The 17,857-nt window shown below is 46.0% G+C and carries 13 protein-coding genes; 12 read left to right on the plus strand and 1 reads right to left on the minus strand.

Annotation, left to right across the window (positions count from 1 at the left end; translation table 11 throughout):
• Positions 1–12 precede the first annotated feature (12 nt).
• The 7 genes from lepA (at position 13) to acpS (ending at position 6,432) form a co-directional block, all read left to right on the plus strand.
• On the plus strand, positions 13–1,806 hold the full coding sequence (gene lepA, locus D8S93_RS00355; RefSeq protein ID WP_005393909.1) for a translation elongation factor 4: 1,794 nt from the start codon (positions 13–15) through the stop codon (positions 1,804–1,806).
• Positions 1,807–1,910: 104 nt separating this feature from the next.
• Positions 1,911–2,810: a signal peptidase I gene (lepB, locus tag D8S93_RS00360; RefSeq protein WP_005380933.1), complete on the plus strand. Its 900-nt coding sequence runs from the start codon at positions 1,911–1,913 to the stop codon at positions 2,808–2,810.
• Positions 2,811–2,830: 20 nt separating this feature from the next.
• A complete protein-coding gene (gene rnc, locus D8S93_RS00365; protein ID WP_005393907.1) occupies positions 2,831–3,508 on the plus strand; it encodes a ribonuclease III in 678 nt (225 codons plus the stop codon).
• On the plus strand, positions 3,501–4,463 hold the full coding sequence (gene era / locus D8S93_RS00370; protein WP_006743309.1) for a GTPase Era: 963 nt from the start codon (positions 3,501–3,503) through the stop codon (positions 4,461–4,463). The genes rnc and era overlap by 8 nt, the downstream gene beginning before the upstream one ends.
• A gap of 115 nt (positions 4,464–4,578) precedes the next feature.
• A complete protein-coding gene (recO, locus tag D8S93_RS00375; RefSeq protein WP_151515119.1) occupies positions 4,579–5,310 on the plus strand; it encodes a DNA repair protein RecO in 732 nt (243 codons plus the stop codon).
• Positions 5,307–6,041, plus strand: coding sequence for a pyridoxine 5'-phosphate synthase (pdxJ, locus tag D8S93_RS00380; RefSeq protein ID WP_152811551.1), 735 nt, complete (start codon positions 5,307–5,309; stop codon positions 6,039–6,041). Before recO ends, pdxJ begins: the two co-directional genes overlap by 4 nt.
• Positions 6,042–6,051: 10 nt before the next feature.
• Entirely contained in the window at positions 6,052–6,432 is a 381-nt protein-coding gene (gene acpS, locus D8S93_RS00385) for a holo-ACP synthase (RefSeq protein WP_012841407.1), read from the plus strand.
• Positions 6,433–6,501: 69 nt separating this feature from the next.
• Here acpS and barA read toward each other — a convergent pair whose 3' ends face one another.
• A complete protein-coding gene (gene barA, locus D8S93_RS00390; protein ID WP_005393899.1) occupies positions 6,502–9,300 on the minus strand; it encodes a two-component sensor histidine kinase BarA in 2,799 nt (932 codons plus the stop codon).
• Positions 9,301–9,492: 192 nt separating this feature from the next.
• Here barA and rlmD point away from each other — a divergent pair, with 192 nt between their 5' ends.
• The 5 genes from rlmD to eno all read left to right on the plus strand — a co-directional run bounded on the left by rlmD (position 9,493) and on the right by eno (position 17,394).
• Positions 9,493–10,812: a 23S rRNA (uracil(1939)-C(5))-methyltransferase RlmD gene (gene rlmD, locus D8S93_RS00400; protein WP_152811553.1), complete on the plus strand. Its 1,320-nt coding sequence runs from the start codon at positions 9,493–9,495 to the stop codon at positions 10,810–10,812.
• Positions 10,813–10,935: 123 nt separating this feature from the next.
• On the plus strand, positions 10,936–13,155 hold the full coding sequence (gene relA / locus D8S93_RS00405) for a GTP diphosphokinase (protein WP_005393896.1): 2,220 nt from the start codon (positions 10,936–10,938) through the stop codon (positions 13,153–13,155).
• Between the two features lie 209 nt (positions 13,156–13,364).
• Positions 13,365–14,162, plus strand: a complete 798-nt coding sequence (gene mazG, locus D8S93_RS00410) for a nucleoside triphosphate pyrophosphohydrolase (RefSeq protein ID WP_152811555.1) — start codon at positions 13,365–13,367, stop codon at positions 14,160–14,162.
• Positions 14,163–14,373: 211 nt separating this feature from the next.
• Positions 14,374–16,014, plus strand: a complete 1,641-nt coding sequence (locus tag D8S93_RS00415) for a CTP synthase (RefSeq protein WP_005393892.1) — start codon at positions 14,374–14,376, stop codon at positions 16,012–16,014.
• Positions 16,015–16,092: 78 nt separating this feature from the next.
• Positions 16,093–17,394: a phosphopyruvate hydratase gene (gene eno / locus D8S93_RS00420; protein ID WP_005383785.1), complete on the plus strand. Its 1,302-nt coding sequence runs from the start codon at positions 16,093–16,095 to the stop codon at positions 17,392–17,394.
• Positions 17,395–17,857: the final 463 nt, after the last annotated feature.

The raw sequence follows: 17,857 nt of genomic DNA on the forward strand, positions 1-17,857 counted from the left end.
CACCCTAAATCTATGAAGCACATTCGTAACTTTTCGATTATCGCCCACATCGACCATGGTAAGTCGACCCTATCAGACCGTCTAATCCAAGTTTGTGGCGGGTTAACCGATCGTGAAATGGCCGCACAGGTTCTGGATTCTATGGATCTTGAACGTGAGCGTGGTATCACCATTAAATCTCAGAGTGTGACGCTAAACTACACCGCTAAAGACGGTGAAACGTATCAGCTGAACTTCATCGATACTCCGGGGCACGTTGACTTTGCATATGAAGTATCACGTTCTCTAGCAGCTTGTGAAGGTGCGTTATTGGTTGTAGATGCGGGTCAAGGTGTTGAGGCTCAAACACTGGCTAACTGTTACACCGCGATCGAAATGGATCTAGAGGTTGTGCCAATCTTGAACAAGATTGACCTACCTGCAGCTGATCCTGAGCGTGTAGCGGAAGAAATTGAAGAAATCGTTGGTATCGATGCAATGGAAGCAACCCGCTGTTCTGCGAAGACTGGCATCGGTGTTGATGACGTTCTAGAGAACATTGTGTCAGCGATTCCAGCACCGGAAGGTGATCCAGATGCGCCACTACAAGCGCTGATCATTGACTCATGGTTTGATAACTACCTTGGCGTTGTTTCTCTAGTGCGTATTAAAAACGGCGAACTGAAGAAGAACGATAAGATCAAAGTGATGAGTACGGGCCAAGTTTGGGGTGTAGACCGCCTTGGTATCTTTACACCAAAACAAGTAGATACCGACATCCTTCGTACTGGTGAAGTAGGTTGGGTGGTTTGTGGTATTAAAGACATCCTTGGTGCACCAGTTGGTGATACGCTGACTATGGCTAAGAATGGCTGTGAAAAACCGCTACCAGGTTTTAAGAAAGTAAAACCTCAGGTTTACGCAGGTCTGTTCCCGGTATCTTCTGACGATTACGAGAACTTCCGTGATGCGCTGGGCAAATTAAGCCTAAACGACGCATCGCTATTCTACGAACCAGAAAACTCCGCGGCACTTGGCTTTGGTTTCCGTTGTGGTTTCCTTGGCATGCTGCACATGGAAATCATCCAAGAGCGTCTAGAGCGTGAATACGACTTAGATCTTATCACCACGGCACCAACGGTAGTTTACGAAGTTGAAAAGACCGATGGTGAACTGCTGTACGTTGATAGCCCTGCTAAACTACCAGCGATCAATGATATTGAAGAAATTCGTGAACCGATCGCTCGTTGTAATATCCTGGTACCTTCAGAGTATCTAGGTAACGTGATCACGCTGTGTGTTGAAAAGCGTGGTACTCAGGTCGATATGGTTTACCACGGTAACCAGGTTGCCGTGACTTACGATATTCCAATGGCCGAAGTGGTACTGGATTTCTTCGACCGCCTGAAATCGACCTCTCGTGGTTATGCGTCTTTGGATTACAACTTCCAGCGCTTTGAAGCGTCGAATATGGTACGTGTAGACGTTCTTCTGAACGGTGACACCGTTGATGCATTGGCGATGATCACACACAAAGACCAGTCTCAGACTCGCGGTCGTCAGCTGGTAGAGAAGATGAAAGAATTTATCCCTCGCCAAATGTTTGATATCGCAATCCAAGCAGCGATTGGTAACCACATTATCGCACGTTCAACTGTAAAACAGCTGCGTAAGAACGTAATCGCGAAATGTTACGGCGGTGACGTAAGTCGTAAGAAGAAACTTCTGAAGAAACAGAAAGAAGGTAAGAAGCGCATGAAGCAGATCGGTAACGTTGAGCTGCCTCAAGAAGCGTTCCTAGCCATCCTTCACGTAGGTAAAGACTAAAGTTGAACTTTGTCTCACACTTGTCGGTCTTAAGACGTTAGATATTAAAATAAGTGAAAGGGTTTCGGCTCTTTCACTTTCGTATTTTTAGATAAGGGAATTTAATGGCGAATACATTCTCACTGATGCTGGTTATTGCGACTTTGGTAACTGGCGTGGTTTGGCTATTGGAAAAGCTGGTTTTCGCGAAAAAGCGTCAGGAAAAACTGGCGGAGATTCAAGCTCAGACGTCTAATGGTTTGGATGCAGTGACCTTGCAAAAAGTTGAGCGTCAGCCTTGGTGGGTTGAAAATAGCGTCTCAATTTTTCCTGTGATTGCGTTCGTTTTAGTATTACGTTCTTTTATCTACGAACCATTTCAAATCCCATCAGGCTCAATGATGCCGACTTTGTTGGTGGGTGACTTTATCTTGGTAGAAAAATACGCCTATGGCTTGAAAGATCCGGTATGGCGCACGCAGTTAGTTGAAACAGGTAAACCTGAGCGTGGTGATATCGTGGTATTCAAATACCCGCCACAACCAAGTGTGGATTACATTAAGCGTGTTGTTGGTTTGCCTGGTGATATCGTGCGTTATTCAAGTGATAAGCAGCTTTGCGTGCAAAGCCAAGGTGAATCGGCGTGTAAACCAGTTAAACTGAGCAATGTTGAAGAAAGTCAGTTTAGCTCGAACGGTATTCCAATGATCCAACTGGATGAAAAATTGGGTAACGTGGAGCACAATATTTTGGTTAACCCTCTTGTTCGTAACCGTGTGGAGCAATACTTCCCACGTAGCGGCACGACAGAGTGGGTTGTACCACAAGGTCAGTACTTTGTGATGGGTGATAACCGTGACAACAGTGCTGACAGCCGTTACTGGGGCTTCGTTCCTGAAGCAAACTTAGTCGGCAAAGCTGTCGCCATTTGGATCAGCTTCGAGTTTGATCGTGGCGCAGATAGCGTTCTACCTTCATGGATTCCAACTGGTGTGCGTTTTAACCGCATCGGTGGTATTCACTAACCATTTTATATCGAGAGAGTATGAATTCTCCAATTGATAAACTAGAGAGAAAGCTCGGCTACCAGTTTCAAGATGCCGGGCTTATCAACTTGGCGCTGACTCACCGCAGCGCCAACAGTAAGCATAATGAACGTCTTGAGTTTCTGGGCGATTCAATTTTAAGTTTTGTCATCGCTGATGATCTGTACCATCGTTTCCCGAAAGTGAACGAGGGTGACATGAGCCGTATGCGTGCTACTTTGGTTCGCGGACATACATTGGCGGAACTGGGTCGTGAATTCGATCTAGGAGATTATTTAAAATTAGGTCCAGGTGAATTGAAGAGTGGCGGTTTCCGCCGAGACTCTATTTTAGCCGATGCGGTTGAAGCCATTATTGGCGCAATTTACCTAGACAGCGATCTTGAAGTCGTGCGAGGCATTGTATTGAGTTGGTACAACTCACGCCTTGAAGCCATTAAACCTGGCGTCTCACAAAAAGATCCGAAAACTCGCCTACAAGAGTTCCTACAAGGCAGAAGAAAACCGCTGCCTGTGTACACAGTGACTAATATTAAAGGTGAAGCGCACAACCAAGAGTTTACGGTTGAGTGTGAAGTAGCAGGTGTGGACAAGCCTGTAATCGGGAAAGGCACCAGCCGCCGCAAGGCAGAACAAGCGGCTGCTGAAACAGCACTTGAGCAATTAACAAATGGCTGATAACGAATTCGATATCGATGCGTTTTTCGCATCACAAGGTGAGCCAAGCTCGCCAGAAAACCAGCACTGTGGCTTCATTGCTATTGTTGGTCGCCCAAACGTAGGTAAGTCGACACTTCTGAACAAAATCTTGGGTCAGAAGATTTCGATCACCTCACGTAAGCCGCAAACAACACGCCACCGCATTATGGGTGTGGACACGGATGGTGATTACCAAGCGATTTACGTCGACACGCCAGGACTTCACATTGAAGAAAAGCGTGCGATTAACCGCCTGATGAACCGTGCGGCTAACTCATCTCTAAGTGATGTAAACCTAGTGTTCTTCTTAGTCGATGGTACGCATTGGACCAAAGACGATGAGATGGTGCTAACTAAGCTTCAAAAATCGAACTTCCCAGTTGTGCTTTGTGTCAATAAAGTCGACAACGTGCAAGATCGTAACGAAGTTATGCTACACATGGCTGAGATGTCTAAGAAGATGGACTTCGTGGACGTTGTGCCAATCTCTGCGAAGCAAGGGAAGAACATTGATGTACTGCGTAAGCACGTTCGTAATCACTTACCTAAAGCAACGCACCACTTCCCAGAAGAATACGTGACTGATCGCTCCCAGCGCTTTATGGCATCTGAAATTGTGCGTGAAAAGTTAATGCGTTTCACGGGTGAAGAATTGCCATACTCGGTAACGGTCGAGATTGAACGTTTTGATTACAACCCAGAAACCGACGGTTTCCACATCAATGCCTTGATTCTTGTTGAGCGTAATGGCCAGAAGAAAATGGTGATTGGTAAAGGTGGCGAGAAGATCAAGACCATTGGTCGTGAGGCGCGTTTAGATATGGAAGAGTTGTTCGGTCGTAAGGTTTACCTGGAAACATGGGTAAAAGTGAAATCTGGCTGGGCAGACGACGAACGAGCACTGCGCTCGTTGGGCTATATCGACGACTTATAATCTTGGCTGCGAAGATGCTTCGCTCCAACATCGATGAAAACTCAGTATCGATTAAAATAAGGAGCCGCTCGGCTCCTTATTTTTTATTTCACACTTTTTAGGCACAATGACTTAGATGAGTAATCTGTCTTCCGAAGGTTTACAGCGCTGTTTTGTTTTACATCGCCGCCCTTACAGTGAATCGAGCTTAATCCTTGATGTATTTAGTGAGGAATATGGCCGAATGACTTTAATGGCCAAAGGCGCGCGCAGTAAGCGTTCGAACTTAAAAGGCGCATTGCAACCTTTTACTCCGCTGTTACTTAAATGGTCGGGAAAAGGTTCAATGAAGACTTTGCGTCAAGCTGAGCCGATAAGCCTAGGTTTACCGTTAACGGGCATTAATCTCTACTCAGCCATGTACGTCAATGAACTGATTGGCCGTATCTTGATGGCTGAAGTGCCAATGCCAGCGCTATTTCATGATTATTTGCATGCGTTAACAGAGTTGGCACACAACAAGAACCCTGAGCCAGCACTGCGTCGTTTTGAGTTAGCATTGCTATCTGCGATGGGATATGGCGTAGATTTCTTGCACTGTGCAGGTACTGGCGAGCCCGTCGACCCAGAGATGACGTATCGTTACCGGGAACAAAAAGGCTTCATAGCTTCGGTTAGGCGCGATAACCTCACGTTTTTAGGGAATGAACTGATTGCTATCAGTGAGCGGCGGTTCGTCACTAAAGAGCAGCTAAAAGCGGCAAAACGCTTTACACGTATAGCCTTAAAGCCGTATCTTGGCGGCAAACCTTTAAAAAGTCGTGAATTTTTCATTCAGACCCCCAGAGCACGGAGTAACGGAAAATGAGCTCAATTTATTTAGGCGTCAATATCGACCATATTGCCACTCTACGCAATGCACGTGGTACAAAATACCCTGATCCTGTTCACGCTGCAGAAATTGCTGAGCGTGCAGGCGCGGATGGTATCACAATTCACTTACGTGAAGACCGTCGCCATATTTTGGATCGTGATGTACGTATTCTGCGTGAAACCATTCAAACGCGTATGAATCTAGAGATGGCAGTGACAGACGAAATGGTTGAGATTGCGCTGCAAACTCAACCAGAGTTTGTGTGCTTAGTGCCTGAAAAACGTGAAGAACTGACGACGGAAGGTGGCTTGGACGTTGTGGGGCAGCTTGAAAAAATTAAAGCTGCGACGAAAAAGCTGACAGATGCAGGCATTAAAGTTTCACTCTTTATTGATGCTGACCGTCAACAGATTGAAGCTGCGAAAAAGTGTGGTGCTCCGTTTATTGAGCTACACACGGGTCATTATGCTGATGCGACGACAGAAGACGAACAACAAGCTGAACTGAAGAAGATTGCCGCTGGTGCGAGTTATGCTCATGACCTAGGTATTATTGTTAATGCCGGGCATGGCCTGACTTATCACAATGTCGCGCCAATTGCTGCATTACCAGAAATTTACGAACTCAACATTGGTCACTCAATCATTGGTCGCGCGGTATTTGATGGTTTGAATAAAGCGGTTGCGGACATGAAAGCACTGATGATTGAGGCTCGCCAGTCATAGGGCTATCTAGATGGCGATTATAGGGTTAGGCACCGACATTGCAGAAATTGAGCGTATTGAAAAAGCGTTAGCTCGTAGTGGTGAGCCTTTTGCTCAGCGTATTCTTTCAGAAGAAGAAATGGCTAAATTTTCACAGCTTAAGCTGCAAGGCCGTTATCTTGCTAAGCGCTTTGCGGTCAAAGAAGCGGCCTCAAAAGCATTGGGGACAGGGATCGCAAAAGGGGTCACGTTTCACGATTTTTCCATCTCGAACGATGCGCTTGGAAAACCAGTGCTCGCATTGACGGGCACAGCAAAGCAAATAGCGGATGCGATGGGCGTTAACCACATTCACCTGTCCATTTCCGATGAGCGTCATTACGCTGTGGCGACGGTCATTTTTGAATCCTAGCTTGTAAGTCTTAAACAAAATACTAAAAAGCCAGAGCAGATGCTCTGGCTTTCTTGTCTCTCGAGCAGATTACTGTTCAAGGTATAATTTTGCAGTCGTTGTGACTTTAATCATTTCATCTTGCAGCTCGAACATTTCAGGCTCAACTTCCTCAAGACTGATCCCTGAGCGCAGTGCTTGCTCAAGCGTCGCACAGAGTGATTTCAGCCTAGGCACTCCGCAATATGAGCTACTGCCGTGCAGCTTATGGATGACATGAATTAGGTCATCACGGGAGATATCTTCTTGCTCCAGAGCTTGGTCAACGACTGCTTCTACTTCAGGGATGAACTCAATCAACATGCGCAGCATGTCTTTGGCGAGATCCTCTTTATTCGCGCTCTGTTTTAAGGCAGCTTGCCAATCAATAATCACATCCTGCTGAGGCGAAGAAACGGATTGAGGTGCGCTCCCTTCAGGCTCATCAACGTATGAAGGGGCGACTTTGCCAATGCTCTCTGTACAAGCATTTGGGTTCCAGTGAACCAAAACCTGTTGTAGCACATGCTCTTCAATAGGTTTGGTTAAGTAATCATCCATTCCAGCCGAGAGCAAGCGGTCTCTTTCACCCGCCATGGCATGCGCAGTTACCGCAATCACTGGCGTGTCTTTATTTAACTCCAACTCTTTAATGTGCTGACAAGCGGTCACACCATCCATTTGTGGCATTTGGATATCCATGAAGATTAAGTCGTACTTTTTCTCCGTCGCAAGGTTTACCGCTTGCTGGCCATTGCTGCAGGCGGTGACGGTTTCTACTCGTTCGCGGAGCAGAGCGGAAATCAGCTTCAAGTTCGCTGGGTTATCATCCACCGCTAACACCGTCAGAGGTAAACGCTCCCCTTCGCTTGGCGTAATTGGAGCACTCAATGTTGGTGGTGATTCGACATGTTCGCTAATCAGGCTTTGCAGCAGTTTACGGCGAGACAACGGCTTCGTCAGGCATTGGACGTGATGCTCTGTCATAATTTGGTCGGCAAGTGCCAGTTCGGTACTCGGCGTCCCTAGGATCACACTCGGAGCCATGCGTTTCGCTTGTTCTATCCAAGGTGTAATGACGTCTGCATCATGCGTTTGATTCGCCGCTAAATTCAGTAATACATAGTCATATTGTTCTTCGTTTTTCGGTAGCGAAGAGCGGTAGGTTACTAAGATACCTTCTTGACTTAGAATCTGTTGGGTTACGGATGCGGCTTGCATGTTTGGTTCAATCAACAGCAACTGTTTGCCCGTTAGAAGCTCCACTTCAATCAGTTCGCTCATTGGCATTTCTGTTGAGTGCAAGCGCACCGTAAACCAGAACGTCGAACCTTGGTGTAGGCGGCTGGTTAAGCTGATCTCGCCACCCATCTGGCTTACCAATTTCTGCGTGATAACCAAACCTAACCCAGTGCCGCCGTAGCGACGTGAAATGCTGGCATCCGCTTGGCTAAATGCTTGGAATAATTGCGCTTGCTGACGTTCAGAAATACCAATGCCGGTATCGCGCACCATGAATTGCAGTTCGACGGAGTCCCCAGATTGAGAGCGCATTTCAACACTAACATCAATGTTGCCTCGCTCGGTAAACTTGATTGAGTTACCGACCAAGTTCGTCAAAATTTGCTGGATACGTAGTGGGTCCCCAACTAAACCCGGTGGAATTTTAGGGTCCACTTTTAGGGTGATTTCTAACCCTTTCTCATGTGCACTCGTGGCTTGTAGGTTAATCACTTCTTCTAAACTTTCTCGGAAGTCAAACGGAATGTTTTCCAGCGCCAGCTTACCCGCCTCAAGTTTCGAGAAGTCGAGAATGTCATTGATGATGTTCAGAAGATTGTTCGCCGACTTTTCAATCGTCTGTAGGTAATCAGTTTGGCTGTTAGAAAGCTGCGTTTTAAGCATTTGACGAGTAAAGCCAATAACCCCATTGAGCGGAGTACGCAGTTCGTGCGACATGTTCGCCAAGAACTCAGATTTAACCCTGGCCGCTTCTTGCGCGCGTTTCTTCGCGATATCTAACTCAACGTTCTGAATCTCTAGTTGCTCAAGCGTCTCACGCAAGTCTGATGTGGCTTGGTCTATACTGTGCTGCATCTCCACGTGATATTCCGATAGCGATACCGCCATGGCGTTAATACCGTTTTTCAGTTGGTCTAACTCACCATGCATTTTACCTTCGATACGCACGTCTAGGTGACCACGGCGGATGCGGTCAACGACATTCTTCATGTGGGTGATAGGCTGGGTAACATCGTGCATCAGACGTGAAGCAAACACACTTGCCAAGCCAAGACCGAGTATAAGAACTAAAAAAGCAGAGAAAACTTCTTGATACTGTTGCAGCCTTAAAGAGGAGAGATCTAACTCAACGGCAATATAACCAATTGCTTTGGTTCCTTGGCTTTCGTTCGACAGCTCAGCTAAATAGTGACCCTCGGACAAAATAGGTACTCGCAATATCAGTGAGTTTTCGTAGATTTCCGAATTGCCCAGTTGCGGGATCGGTTTATCTTTGGGGAACATCAAGGCTTCGAAATTAGGGTGAAAGTTAGATGTCACGAAGAGCTCATGATGTTCATCAAACACCGCGATACTACGAACCAGTTTAGAGTTTTTGCGATGGGCGTAGCTTATCAAGCGACGTACCGCCTCTCGGCTTTCTGATAGTAGATGAGTTTCACTGGCAATTGCTAACGGCTCAATGATGCTGTTACCAGTGGTGATAACTTGTTTCTCAAGGTCTTGGTAGCGATTAAATGAGAAAAAACCGCTCAGTAATAAACCAATGATGAGAGTGGGAGCGAGAGTCAGTGTAATTACACGTGCTCGTAAGCCATATCTGGTCATGTTATCTAATTACATCGGAGTCTGGATATGGGAAAATAACGCATTATTTCTCAAGCGCACGATAAGGCGTTGAGCAAAGAAGTGACGTCACCTAATAAACGGTAAGCATAATCAAGTCACTCGAATCACACAACGGCTGCAATCAAGAATAGTGAAGCCGAAGAGCAATTAGACATAAATCAGGCATAGAGCATGGCACGTATCTTTCAACCGAAAAAGAAAACCCAACTCAATACTCGTCATCAAGCGGTGCAAGTGGAGCGTTTAGATCACCACGGCGCAGGTATTGCTTACCTAAAGAAAAAACCGCTGTTTATTGATGGCGCATTGCCGGGAGAAGAAGTCGTCACACAATTAGTGGAAGAAAAAAGTAAATTTGCTCGCGGTAAACTGATTAAGATTCTCAAGCCGAGTGACACTCGCGTGGAGCCATTTTGTCCGCATTACCACGAGTGTGGCGGCTGTGATTTGCAACATCTAGATTATGACCAACAATTGACGTACAAACAGCAAACACTGCGTCAGCTGATGCGAAAATTTTCAGGCAATGATATCGAGCTTGATGCGCCATTATTAGGGGATTCACTGGCCTATCGTCGTCGTGCGCGAGTGAGCTTATTTGTCGATAAAAAAACACGTCAGCTACATTTTGGTTTCCGTAAAAAGCAGAGTAAGCAAATCGCGCAAGTGACTGACTGCCCAGTGCTGGCGCCGGAACTGAACGTTCTGCTTCCAGAGATTTATTCAGCACTAAAAGCGTTTAAAAAGCCGGAGCAATTGGGCCATGTAGAGCTGGTACTTGGTGATAATGGGCCGTGTATTACGTTGCGTCACTTGAGTGCTCTGACAGCGAGTGAAACTCAATCTCTAATGGAGCTGGCAAAACGTCGTAATGCATCGCTGTACTTAATGCCAGCAACAGATCAGCTAAACCTTGTTGAAGGTGATATGCCTTTTTATCAAGAAGTTGGCGTGAAAATTCCTTTTGCGCCAAATAATTTCATTCAAGTGAACCAAGCCGTAAACCAAAAAATGGTCAAGCAAGCGGTTGAGTGGTTAGACCCGCAAAAGAGTGACCGAGTGTTAGATTTGTTCTGCGGCGTAGGCAACTTCAGTTTACCGATTGCGAAGTTAGCTAAGCACGTGGTTGGGGTTGAAGGTGTTGCAGAGATGGTCGAAAAAGCCACAAATAATGCATCCTTGAACCAAATCAATAATGCGCAATTTTATCACGCTAACCTTGAGCAAGATTTTGAAGGGCAGGTCTGGTCGGCAGAACGGTTTGATAAAGTGCTGTTAGACCCAGCACGCGCGGGGGCAAGTGGGATCATCGATCAAGTTTCTGAGCTTGGCGCACAGCGTGTAGTTTATGTTTCTTGTAATCCTGCTACCCTTGCTAGGGACAGCCAAAGCTTGATGGAGCAAGGCTATAAATTAACTAAATTAGGTATGCTGGACATGTTCCCTCATACCAGTCATCTAGAATCGATGGCATTGTTTGAAAAGTCCTAACTTTAGGACTTTGGCCCCTTATTTGTGGTGGGTGGTCATAAAGCCAGCGTTTACGCGCAGGTAAAAGAACTAACCTGGACGGTGTTAGTCAAACCACACGAATATAATAATTAGGATGATGAGATGGTTGCGGTAAGAAGCGCGCATTTAAACCAAGATGAACAGTTTGAACTCGAAAACTGGGTGGCTAGCCTGGGACAAGAGAAAAACACAGCCTCACGCTTAATCGAAGTATATCGAGATTGCCAGACGGTATTAGCCGATAACGAGCAAGCGGAACTGTTGTTGTGGCGTGGACGAGAAATGATCGAAATTTTGATCACCTTGTCTATGGATCAGGCCACCTTAGTGGCTGCACAACTGTTTCCTTTGGTTTCAAGTGGTGCTTTTAACAGAGAAATTCTGGAAGAGAAATACAGCAAAGAAATCATAAAATTAATTGATGGCGTTGAAGAGATGGCGGCTATTGGCCAACTCAATGTCAACATGGAAGGCAGTGCGGCGTCATCTCAGGTAGATAACGTACGCCGCATGCTGCTTGCCATGGTGGATGACTTCCGCTGCGTGGTTATCAAGCTCGCGGAACGAATTTGTAATCTTATTGAAGTTAAAAAAGCGCCAGATGAAGTGCGACGTGCGGCGGCAAAAGAGTGTGCCAACATCTATGCGCCGCTAGCAAACCGATTAGGCATCGGTCAGCTTAAATGGGAAATTGAAGATTACGCTTTCCGCTACCAACAACCGGAAACTTACAAACAAATTGCCAAGCAGCTTTCTGAGCGACGCATCGTTCGTGAACAGTACATCAAAGACTTTGTTGAAGACCTTACGCACGAAATGGAAGTGTCAGGTATTAACGCCGAAGTGAGTGGTCGACCTAAGCACATCTACAGCATTTGGCGAAAAATGCAGAAGAAGAGTTTGGCATTCGATGAGCTGTTTGATGTTCGAGCAGTACGTATCATCGCAGACAAACTGCAAGACTGTTACGCGGCTTTGGGTGTAGTTCACACCAAATACAAGCACCTACCGAGCGAGTTTGATGACTACGTTGCTAACCCTAAACCAAACGGTTATCAATCGATCCACACCGTAATTCTAGGGCCAGAAGGCAAAACCATCGAGATCCAGATTCGTACCAAGCAAATGCATGAAGAGTCGGAGCTGGGTGTTGCCGCGCACTGGAAATATAAAGAAGGGGCAAGCAGCCGAAGCGGTTATGATGAGAAGATCACGTGGCTGCGTAAGCTACTGGATTGGCAAGAAGAAATGTCAGATTCTGGCGAAATGCTTGATGAGCTACGTAGCCAAGTCTTTGATGACCGTGTTTATGCCTTTACACCACGTGGTGATGTTGTCGATTTGCCAATGGGGGCAACGCCGCTAGATTTTGCCTACCATATTCACTCCGAAGTGGGACACCGTTGTATCGGCGCCAAAGTCGGAGGCCGCATCGTACCGTTTACTCATAAACTACATATGGGTGATCAGGTTGAGATTATCACTCAGAAAGAGCCTAACCCATCGCGAGACTGGTTAAACCCATCATTAGGCTTTGTTCATTCTGGCCGCGCGCGTGCCAAAATTAACGCCTGGTTCCGAAAGCAAAGCCGTGAGAAGAACCTCGAAGCGGGTCGTGAAATTCTTGAACATGAGTTAGCAAAAATTGGCGCAACGTTAAAAGATGCTGAGCATTACGCTCTCAAACGGTTTAACGTCAAAACACCAGATGAGCTTTACGTTGGTGTTGGTAGCGGTGATTTGCGTATCAACCAAATCATTAACCATATTAATGCGCTCGTTAACAAGCCAACGGCAGAAGAAGAAGACCAGCAAGCACTGGAAAAACTGCAAGAAGCAGAGCACAAATCACCAGCGCAAAGCCGACCGAAAAAAGACGCCGTCGTTGTAGAAGGTGTCGATAATCTAATGACGCACCTAGCGCGTTGCTGTCAGCCAATTCCAGGTGACGATATCTGTGGTTACATCACGCAAGGCCGAGGGATTTCAGTACACCGTAGTGACTGTGAACAGCTAGAAGAACTGCGCCATCACGCGCCAGAGCGTATCATCGATACTGTCTGGGGCAGCGGCTTCGTCGGGTCATACATCCTCACCGTCCGTGTTGAAGCGATGGAGCGAGGTGGTCTACTCAAAGACATTACGACACTGTTCGCCAACGAAAAGATCAAAGTGACCAGTATGAAGAACCGAGTCGATTACAGACGTCAACTTGCCATCATGGACTTTGACCTAGAAGTCACCAATATTGAGGTGCTTTCTCGTGTTTCGAAGCGGGTAGAACAAATAAAGGATGTCATGACGGTGAAACGCCTCGGCTAACTTTCACGTCGTACTTGTCACTTTTACTGCGTTAACTGCGTTTTCTTGCTCCATCACATAGGCGAGCTATGCTCAGGAGTCGCGAAAACTTGTTGCCTTGTCAAAGTAACAATTACTTAGTGAAAGCTGCTGAGAAAATATAATGTAGAAGGTGAGTGGTTTTGGCTGCTCACCTTTTTCTTTAGTAGAAAGGTTTAAAGGAACAAAAAATGAGTCATCCAATTGAACAATTAGAACAAATCATGGCGAAGTTGCGTGACCCAGAAAACGGTTGCCCTTGGGACTTAAAACAAACCTTTGACACCATCGTTCCGCACACCATCGAAGAAACTTACGAAGTGGTGGACGCGATTCAAAATCGAGACTGGACCAATCTAAAAGAAGAACTAGGGGATTTGTTGTTTCAGGTGATTTTTTACAGTCAGCTAGCGAAAGAGCAAGGGTTGTTCGACTTTTCGGATGTCGTCGAAACCGTGAATGAAAAACTGACTCGCCGTCATCCTCATGTTTTTTCAGATGTTGAGTTTGAATCGGACGAGGAAATCAACGCCAACTGGGAAGCGGAAAAAGCAAAAGAAAAAGCGCAGGTAGGCAAAGCGGAAGAAAGTATCCTAGACTCAATACCAAACTCTTTGCCGGCACTTTCTCGTGCTACAAAGATACAGAAAAAATGTGCGAAATATGGATTTGACTGGGACTCTCTTGGCCCGGTCGTCAATAAGGTGCGAGAAGAAATTGATGAAGTCATGGAAGAAGCACTACAAGTTCAGCCTGATGAAGAAAAAGTGGAGTTGGAACTCGGCGATTTGCTATTTGCGACCGTCAATTTGGCACGCCATCTTGATAAAAATCCAGAAGTCGCACTAGGTAAAGCAAACTTAAAGTTTGCGAGACGTTTTAAGCAAGTTGAAGGAAAGGTCCAGCAGTCAGGCAAAGCGCTTACAGATTGTTCTTTATCAGAGCTCGACGATTTCTGGGATGAAGTAAAGCGAGAAGAGTCGAGATAGGGGGAAATAAGCGGAATATACAATATGAGGCCAGTTTGCCTCTTAACACGAAAACGGACTTTGGTTTGTCTTTGCTCACTTTGATTTGAAGCAAAAAATAAAAAATTACGGTGTGATAGATTTCACGTTGTGGCGGTAAGGAGCTTCTGGTATATTTATCTCCCGTCCAGAAGCACTCCATTTCCCTCATTCAACCAATTTCAGGTTAAACATGACGACAAATTACATTTTTGTTACTGGCGGGGTTGTATCCTCTCTAGGTAAAGGTATTGCAGCAGCATCTCTTGCGGCTATTCTAGAAGCTCGTGGTCTTAAAGTGACTATGATGAAGCTTGACCCTTACATCAACGTTGACCCGGGCACAATGAGCCCTACTCAGCACGGTGAAGTGTTCGTTACAGAAGATGGCGCAGAGACTGACCTTGACCTTGGTCACTACGAGCGTTTCATCCGTACCAAGATGACCAAGCGTAACAACTTTACTGCAGGTCGTGTTTATGCCGACGTACTTCGTAAAGAACGTCGTGGTGACTACCTAGGCGCAACTATTCAAGTTATCCCTCACATCACTAACGCGATCAAAGACCGTGTAATTGCTGGCTCTGAAGGCCATGATGTGGCTATCGTTGAAGTTGGCGGTACCGTTGGTGATATCGAATCACTACCATTTATGGAAGCGATTCGTCAGCTAGCCGTTGAACTAGGCCGTGAGCGCGCAATGTTCATGCACCTAACACTTGTTCCTTACCTAGCGGCAGCGGGCGAAGTGAAAACTAAGCCGACTCAACACTCTGTAAAAGAACTTCTATCTATCGGTATTCAGCCAGATATCCTAGTTTGCCGTAGCGACCGCGTTATTCCAGCGAATGAACGTAAGAAAATCGCACTATTCTGTAATGTTCCAGAAAAAGCAGTAATTTCAATGAAGGACGTAGATTCTATCTACAAGATTCCTCAATTGATCAAGTCTCAAGGTCTAGATGATCTTGTGTGTGCTCGCTTTGGCATCACAGCTCCTGAAGCTGACCTTTCTGAGTGGGAACAGGTTATTTACGAAGAAGCAAATCCTACTGGTGAAGTAACCATCGGTATGGTTGGTAAATACACTGAATTGCCAGATGCATACAAGTCTGTGAACGAAGCGCTTAAACACGCTGGCTTGAAAAACCGTCTAAGTGTCACAATTAAGTATGTAGACTCACAAGATATCGAAACAAAAGGCGTTGAGCTGCTAGAAGGCTTAGACGCGATCCTAGTTCCAGGTGGCTTCGGCGATCGTGGTATTGAAGGCAAGATCCGTGCGGCTCAATATGCACGTGAAAACAATGTGCCTTACCTAGGTATTTGTTTGGGTATGCAAGTTGCACTAATTGAATACGCGCGTAACGTTGCGGGTATGGAAGGTGCACATTCAACAGAATTTAACAAAGAGACTAAGTACCCTGTGGTAGGTTTGATCACAGAGTGGGTAGACGAGTCAGGTAACGTAGAAGAGCGTACTGAAAAGTCTGACCTAGGTGGTACGATGCGTCTTGGTTCACAGCTATGTCACCTAGAGAAAGGGACGAAAGCTCGTGAACTTTACGGTAGCGCGACGATCCATGAACGTCACCGTCACCGTTACGAAGTGAATAATGTGCTTCGTCCGCAAATCGAAAAAGCAGGTCTGAAAGTTTCTGGCCTATCAGCGGACAAGAAGTTAGTGGAAATGATTGAGAACCCAGCTCACCCATGGTTTGTAGCGGCTCAGTTCCACCCAGAATTCACATCGACTCCTCGCGATGGCCACCCATTGTTTGCAGGTTTCGTTAAGGCTGCGGGCCAAAACGCACGCGGCGAATTCGAGAAGTAAAAGGATACGGGCGGCGGCGAAGGTTGTGCTGCTGCCCTTTAAAATTGACATTTATATTTGAAACGAGAGGAAACATTAATGTCTAAGATCGTTAAAGTTCTAGGTCGTGAAATCATCGACTCACGTGGTAACCCAACTGTAGAAGCTGAAGTACACCTAGAAGGCGGTTTCGTAGGTATGGCGGCAGCTCCATCTGGCGCATCTACTGGTTCTCGCGAAGCTCTTGAGCTACGTGACGGTGACAAAGCACGTTTCCTAGGTAAAGGTGTTCTTAAAGCAGTTGAAGCTGTAAACGGCCCAATCGCTGAAGCTCTAGTTGGCAAAGACGCTAAAGACCAAGCTGCAATCGACGCAGTAATGATCGAACTAGACGGCACTGAAAACAAATCTAAATTCGGTGCTAACGCTATCCTAGCTGTTTCTCTAGCAAACGCTAAAGCTGCTGCTGCAGCTAAAGGCATGCCTCTATACGAGCACATCGCTGAACTAAACGGTACAGCTGGTCAGTTCTCTATGCCTCTACCAATGATGAACATCATCAACGGTGGTGAGCACGCAGACAACAACGTTGACATCCAAGAGTTCATGATCCAACCAGTTGGTGCTAAGACTCTTAAAGAAGGTCTACGTATCGGTGCAGAAGTATTCCACAACCTAGCTAAAGTTCTTAAGTCTAAAGGCTACAGCACTGCAGTTGGTGACGAAGGTGGTTTCGCTCCTAACCTTAAATCTAACGCTGAAGCTCTAGAAGTTATCGCAGAAGCTGTTGCAGCTGCTGGTTACGAACTAGGTAAAGACGTTACTCTAGCTATGGACTGTGCAGCATCTGAGTTCTTCGACAAAGAAGCTGGCATCTACAACATGAAAGGCGAAGGTAAAACTTTCACTTCTGAAGAGTTCAACCACTACCTAGCTGAGCTAGCTAACCAATTCCCAATCGTTTCTATCGAAGACGGTCTAGACGAGTCTGACTGGGATGGCTTCAAGCACCAAACTGAACTACTAGGTGACAAACTTCAACTAGTAGGTGACGACCTATTCGTTACTAACACTAAGATCCTTGCTGAAGGTATCGAGAAAGGCGTAGCTAACTCTATCCTTATCAAGTTCAACCAAATCGGTTCTCTAACTGAGACTCTAGCTGCAATCAAGATGGCTAAAGACGCAGGTTACACAGCAGTAATCTCTCACCGTTCTGGCGAAACTGAAGATGCAACTATCGCTGACCTAGCGGTAGGTACTGCTGCAGGTCAAATCAAAACTGGTTCTATGAGCCGTTCTGACCGTGTTGCTAAGTACAACCAACTAATCCGTATCGAGGAAGCTCTAGGTGAGCGCGCTCCTTTCAACGGTCTTAAAGAAGTTAAAGGTCAAGCTTAATTCTTAATTGAATAAGTTTAGCTAAATAGCTTTCTAGAAACGCTCCACTTCGGTGGGGCGTTTTTTATTTAAGAGCGATGAGCCGTTCTGGCCGTGTTGCTGCCATACCTAAAGAAAGCAACCCATTTATCTGCATCGAGGAAGCTCTAGGTGAGCACGCTCCTCCATGTTTCAAAGAAGCGGTCTTAAAGAAGCTCAAGCTTAGTTCTTCATTGGATTAACCGCTTAGGTTGAAGCTTTGAAATACCCTGATTTTGCGGGGTGTTTTTGTATCTATAGGCTTGTATTTCTTGGTTTTACTTTGGTGAGTGCTAAGAATAGCTTCATATGTCTTTGTTCCATTTTGCTGCTTATTTCTTGTAAGGAGCGTGTGAGTCTCCCTTTCTCCCCTAGAGGCAACCTCGCATTTATGCTATATATGTCACCTTATCTAATTCCTTCCGGTACAGAATGTTAGCAGCGA

It is taken from the genome of Vibrio sp. VGrn 2 (assembly GCF_009361695.1).
GTDB classification, from domain to species: Bacteria; Pseudomonadota; Gammaproteobacteria; order Enterobacterales; family Vibrionaceae; genus Vibrio; species Vibrio diabolicus.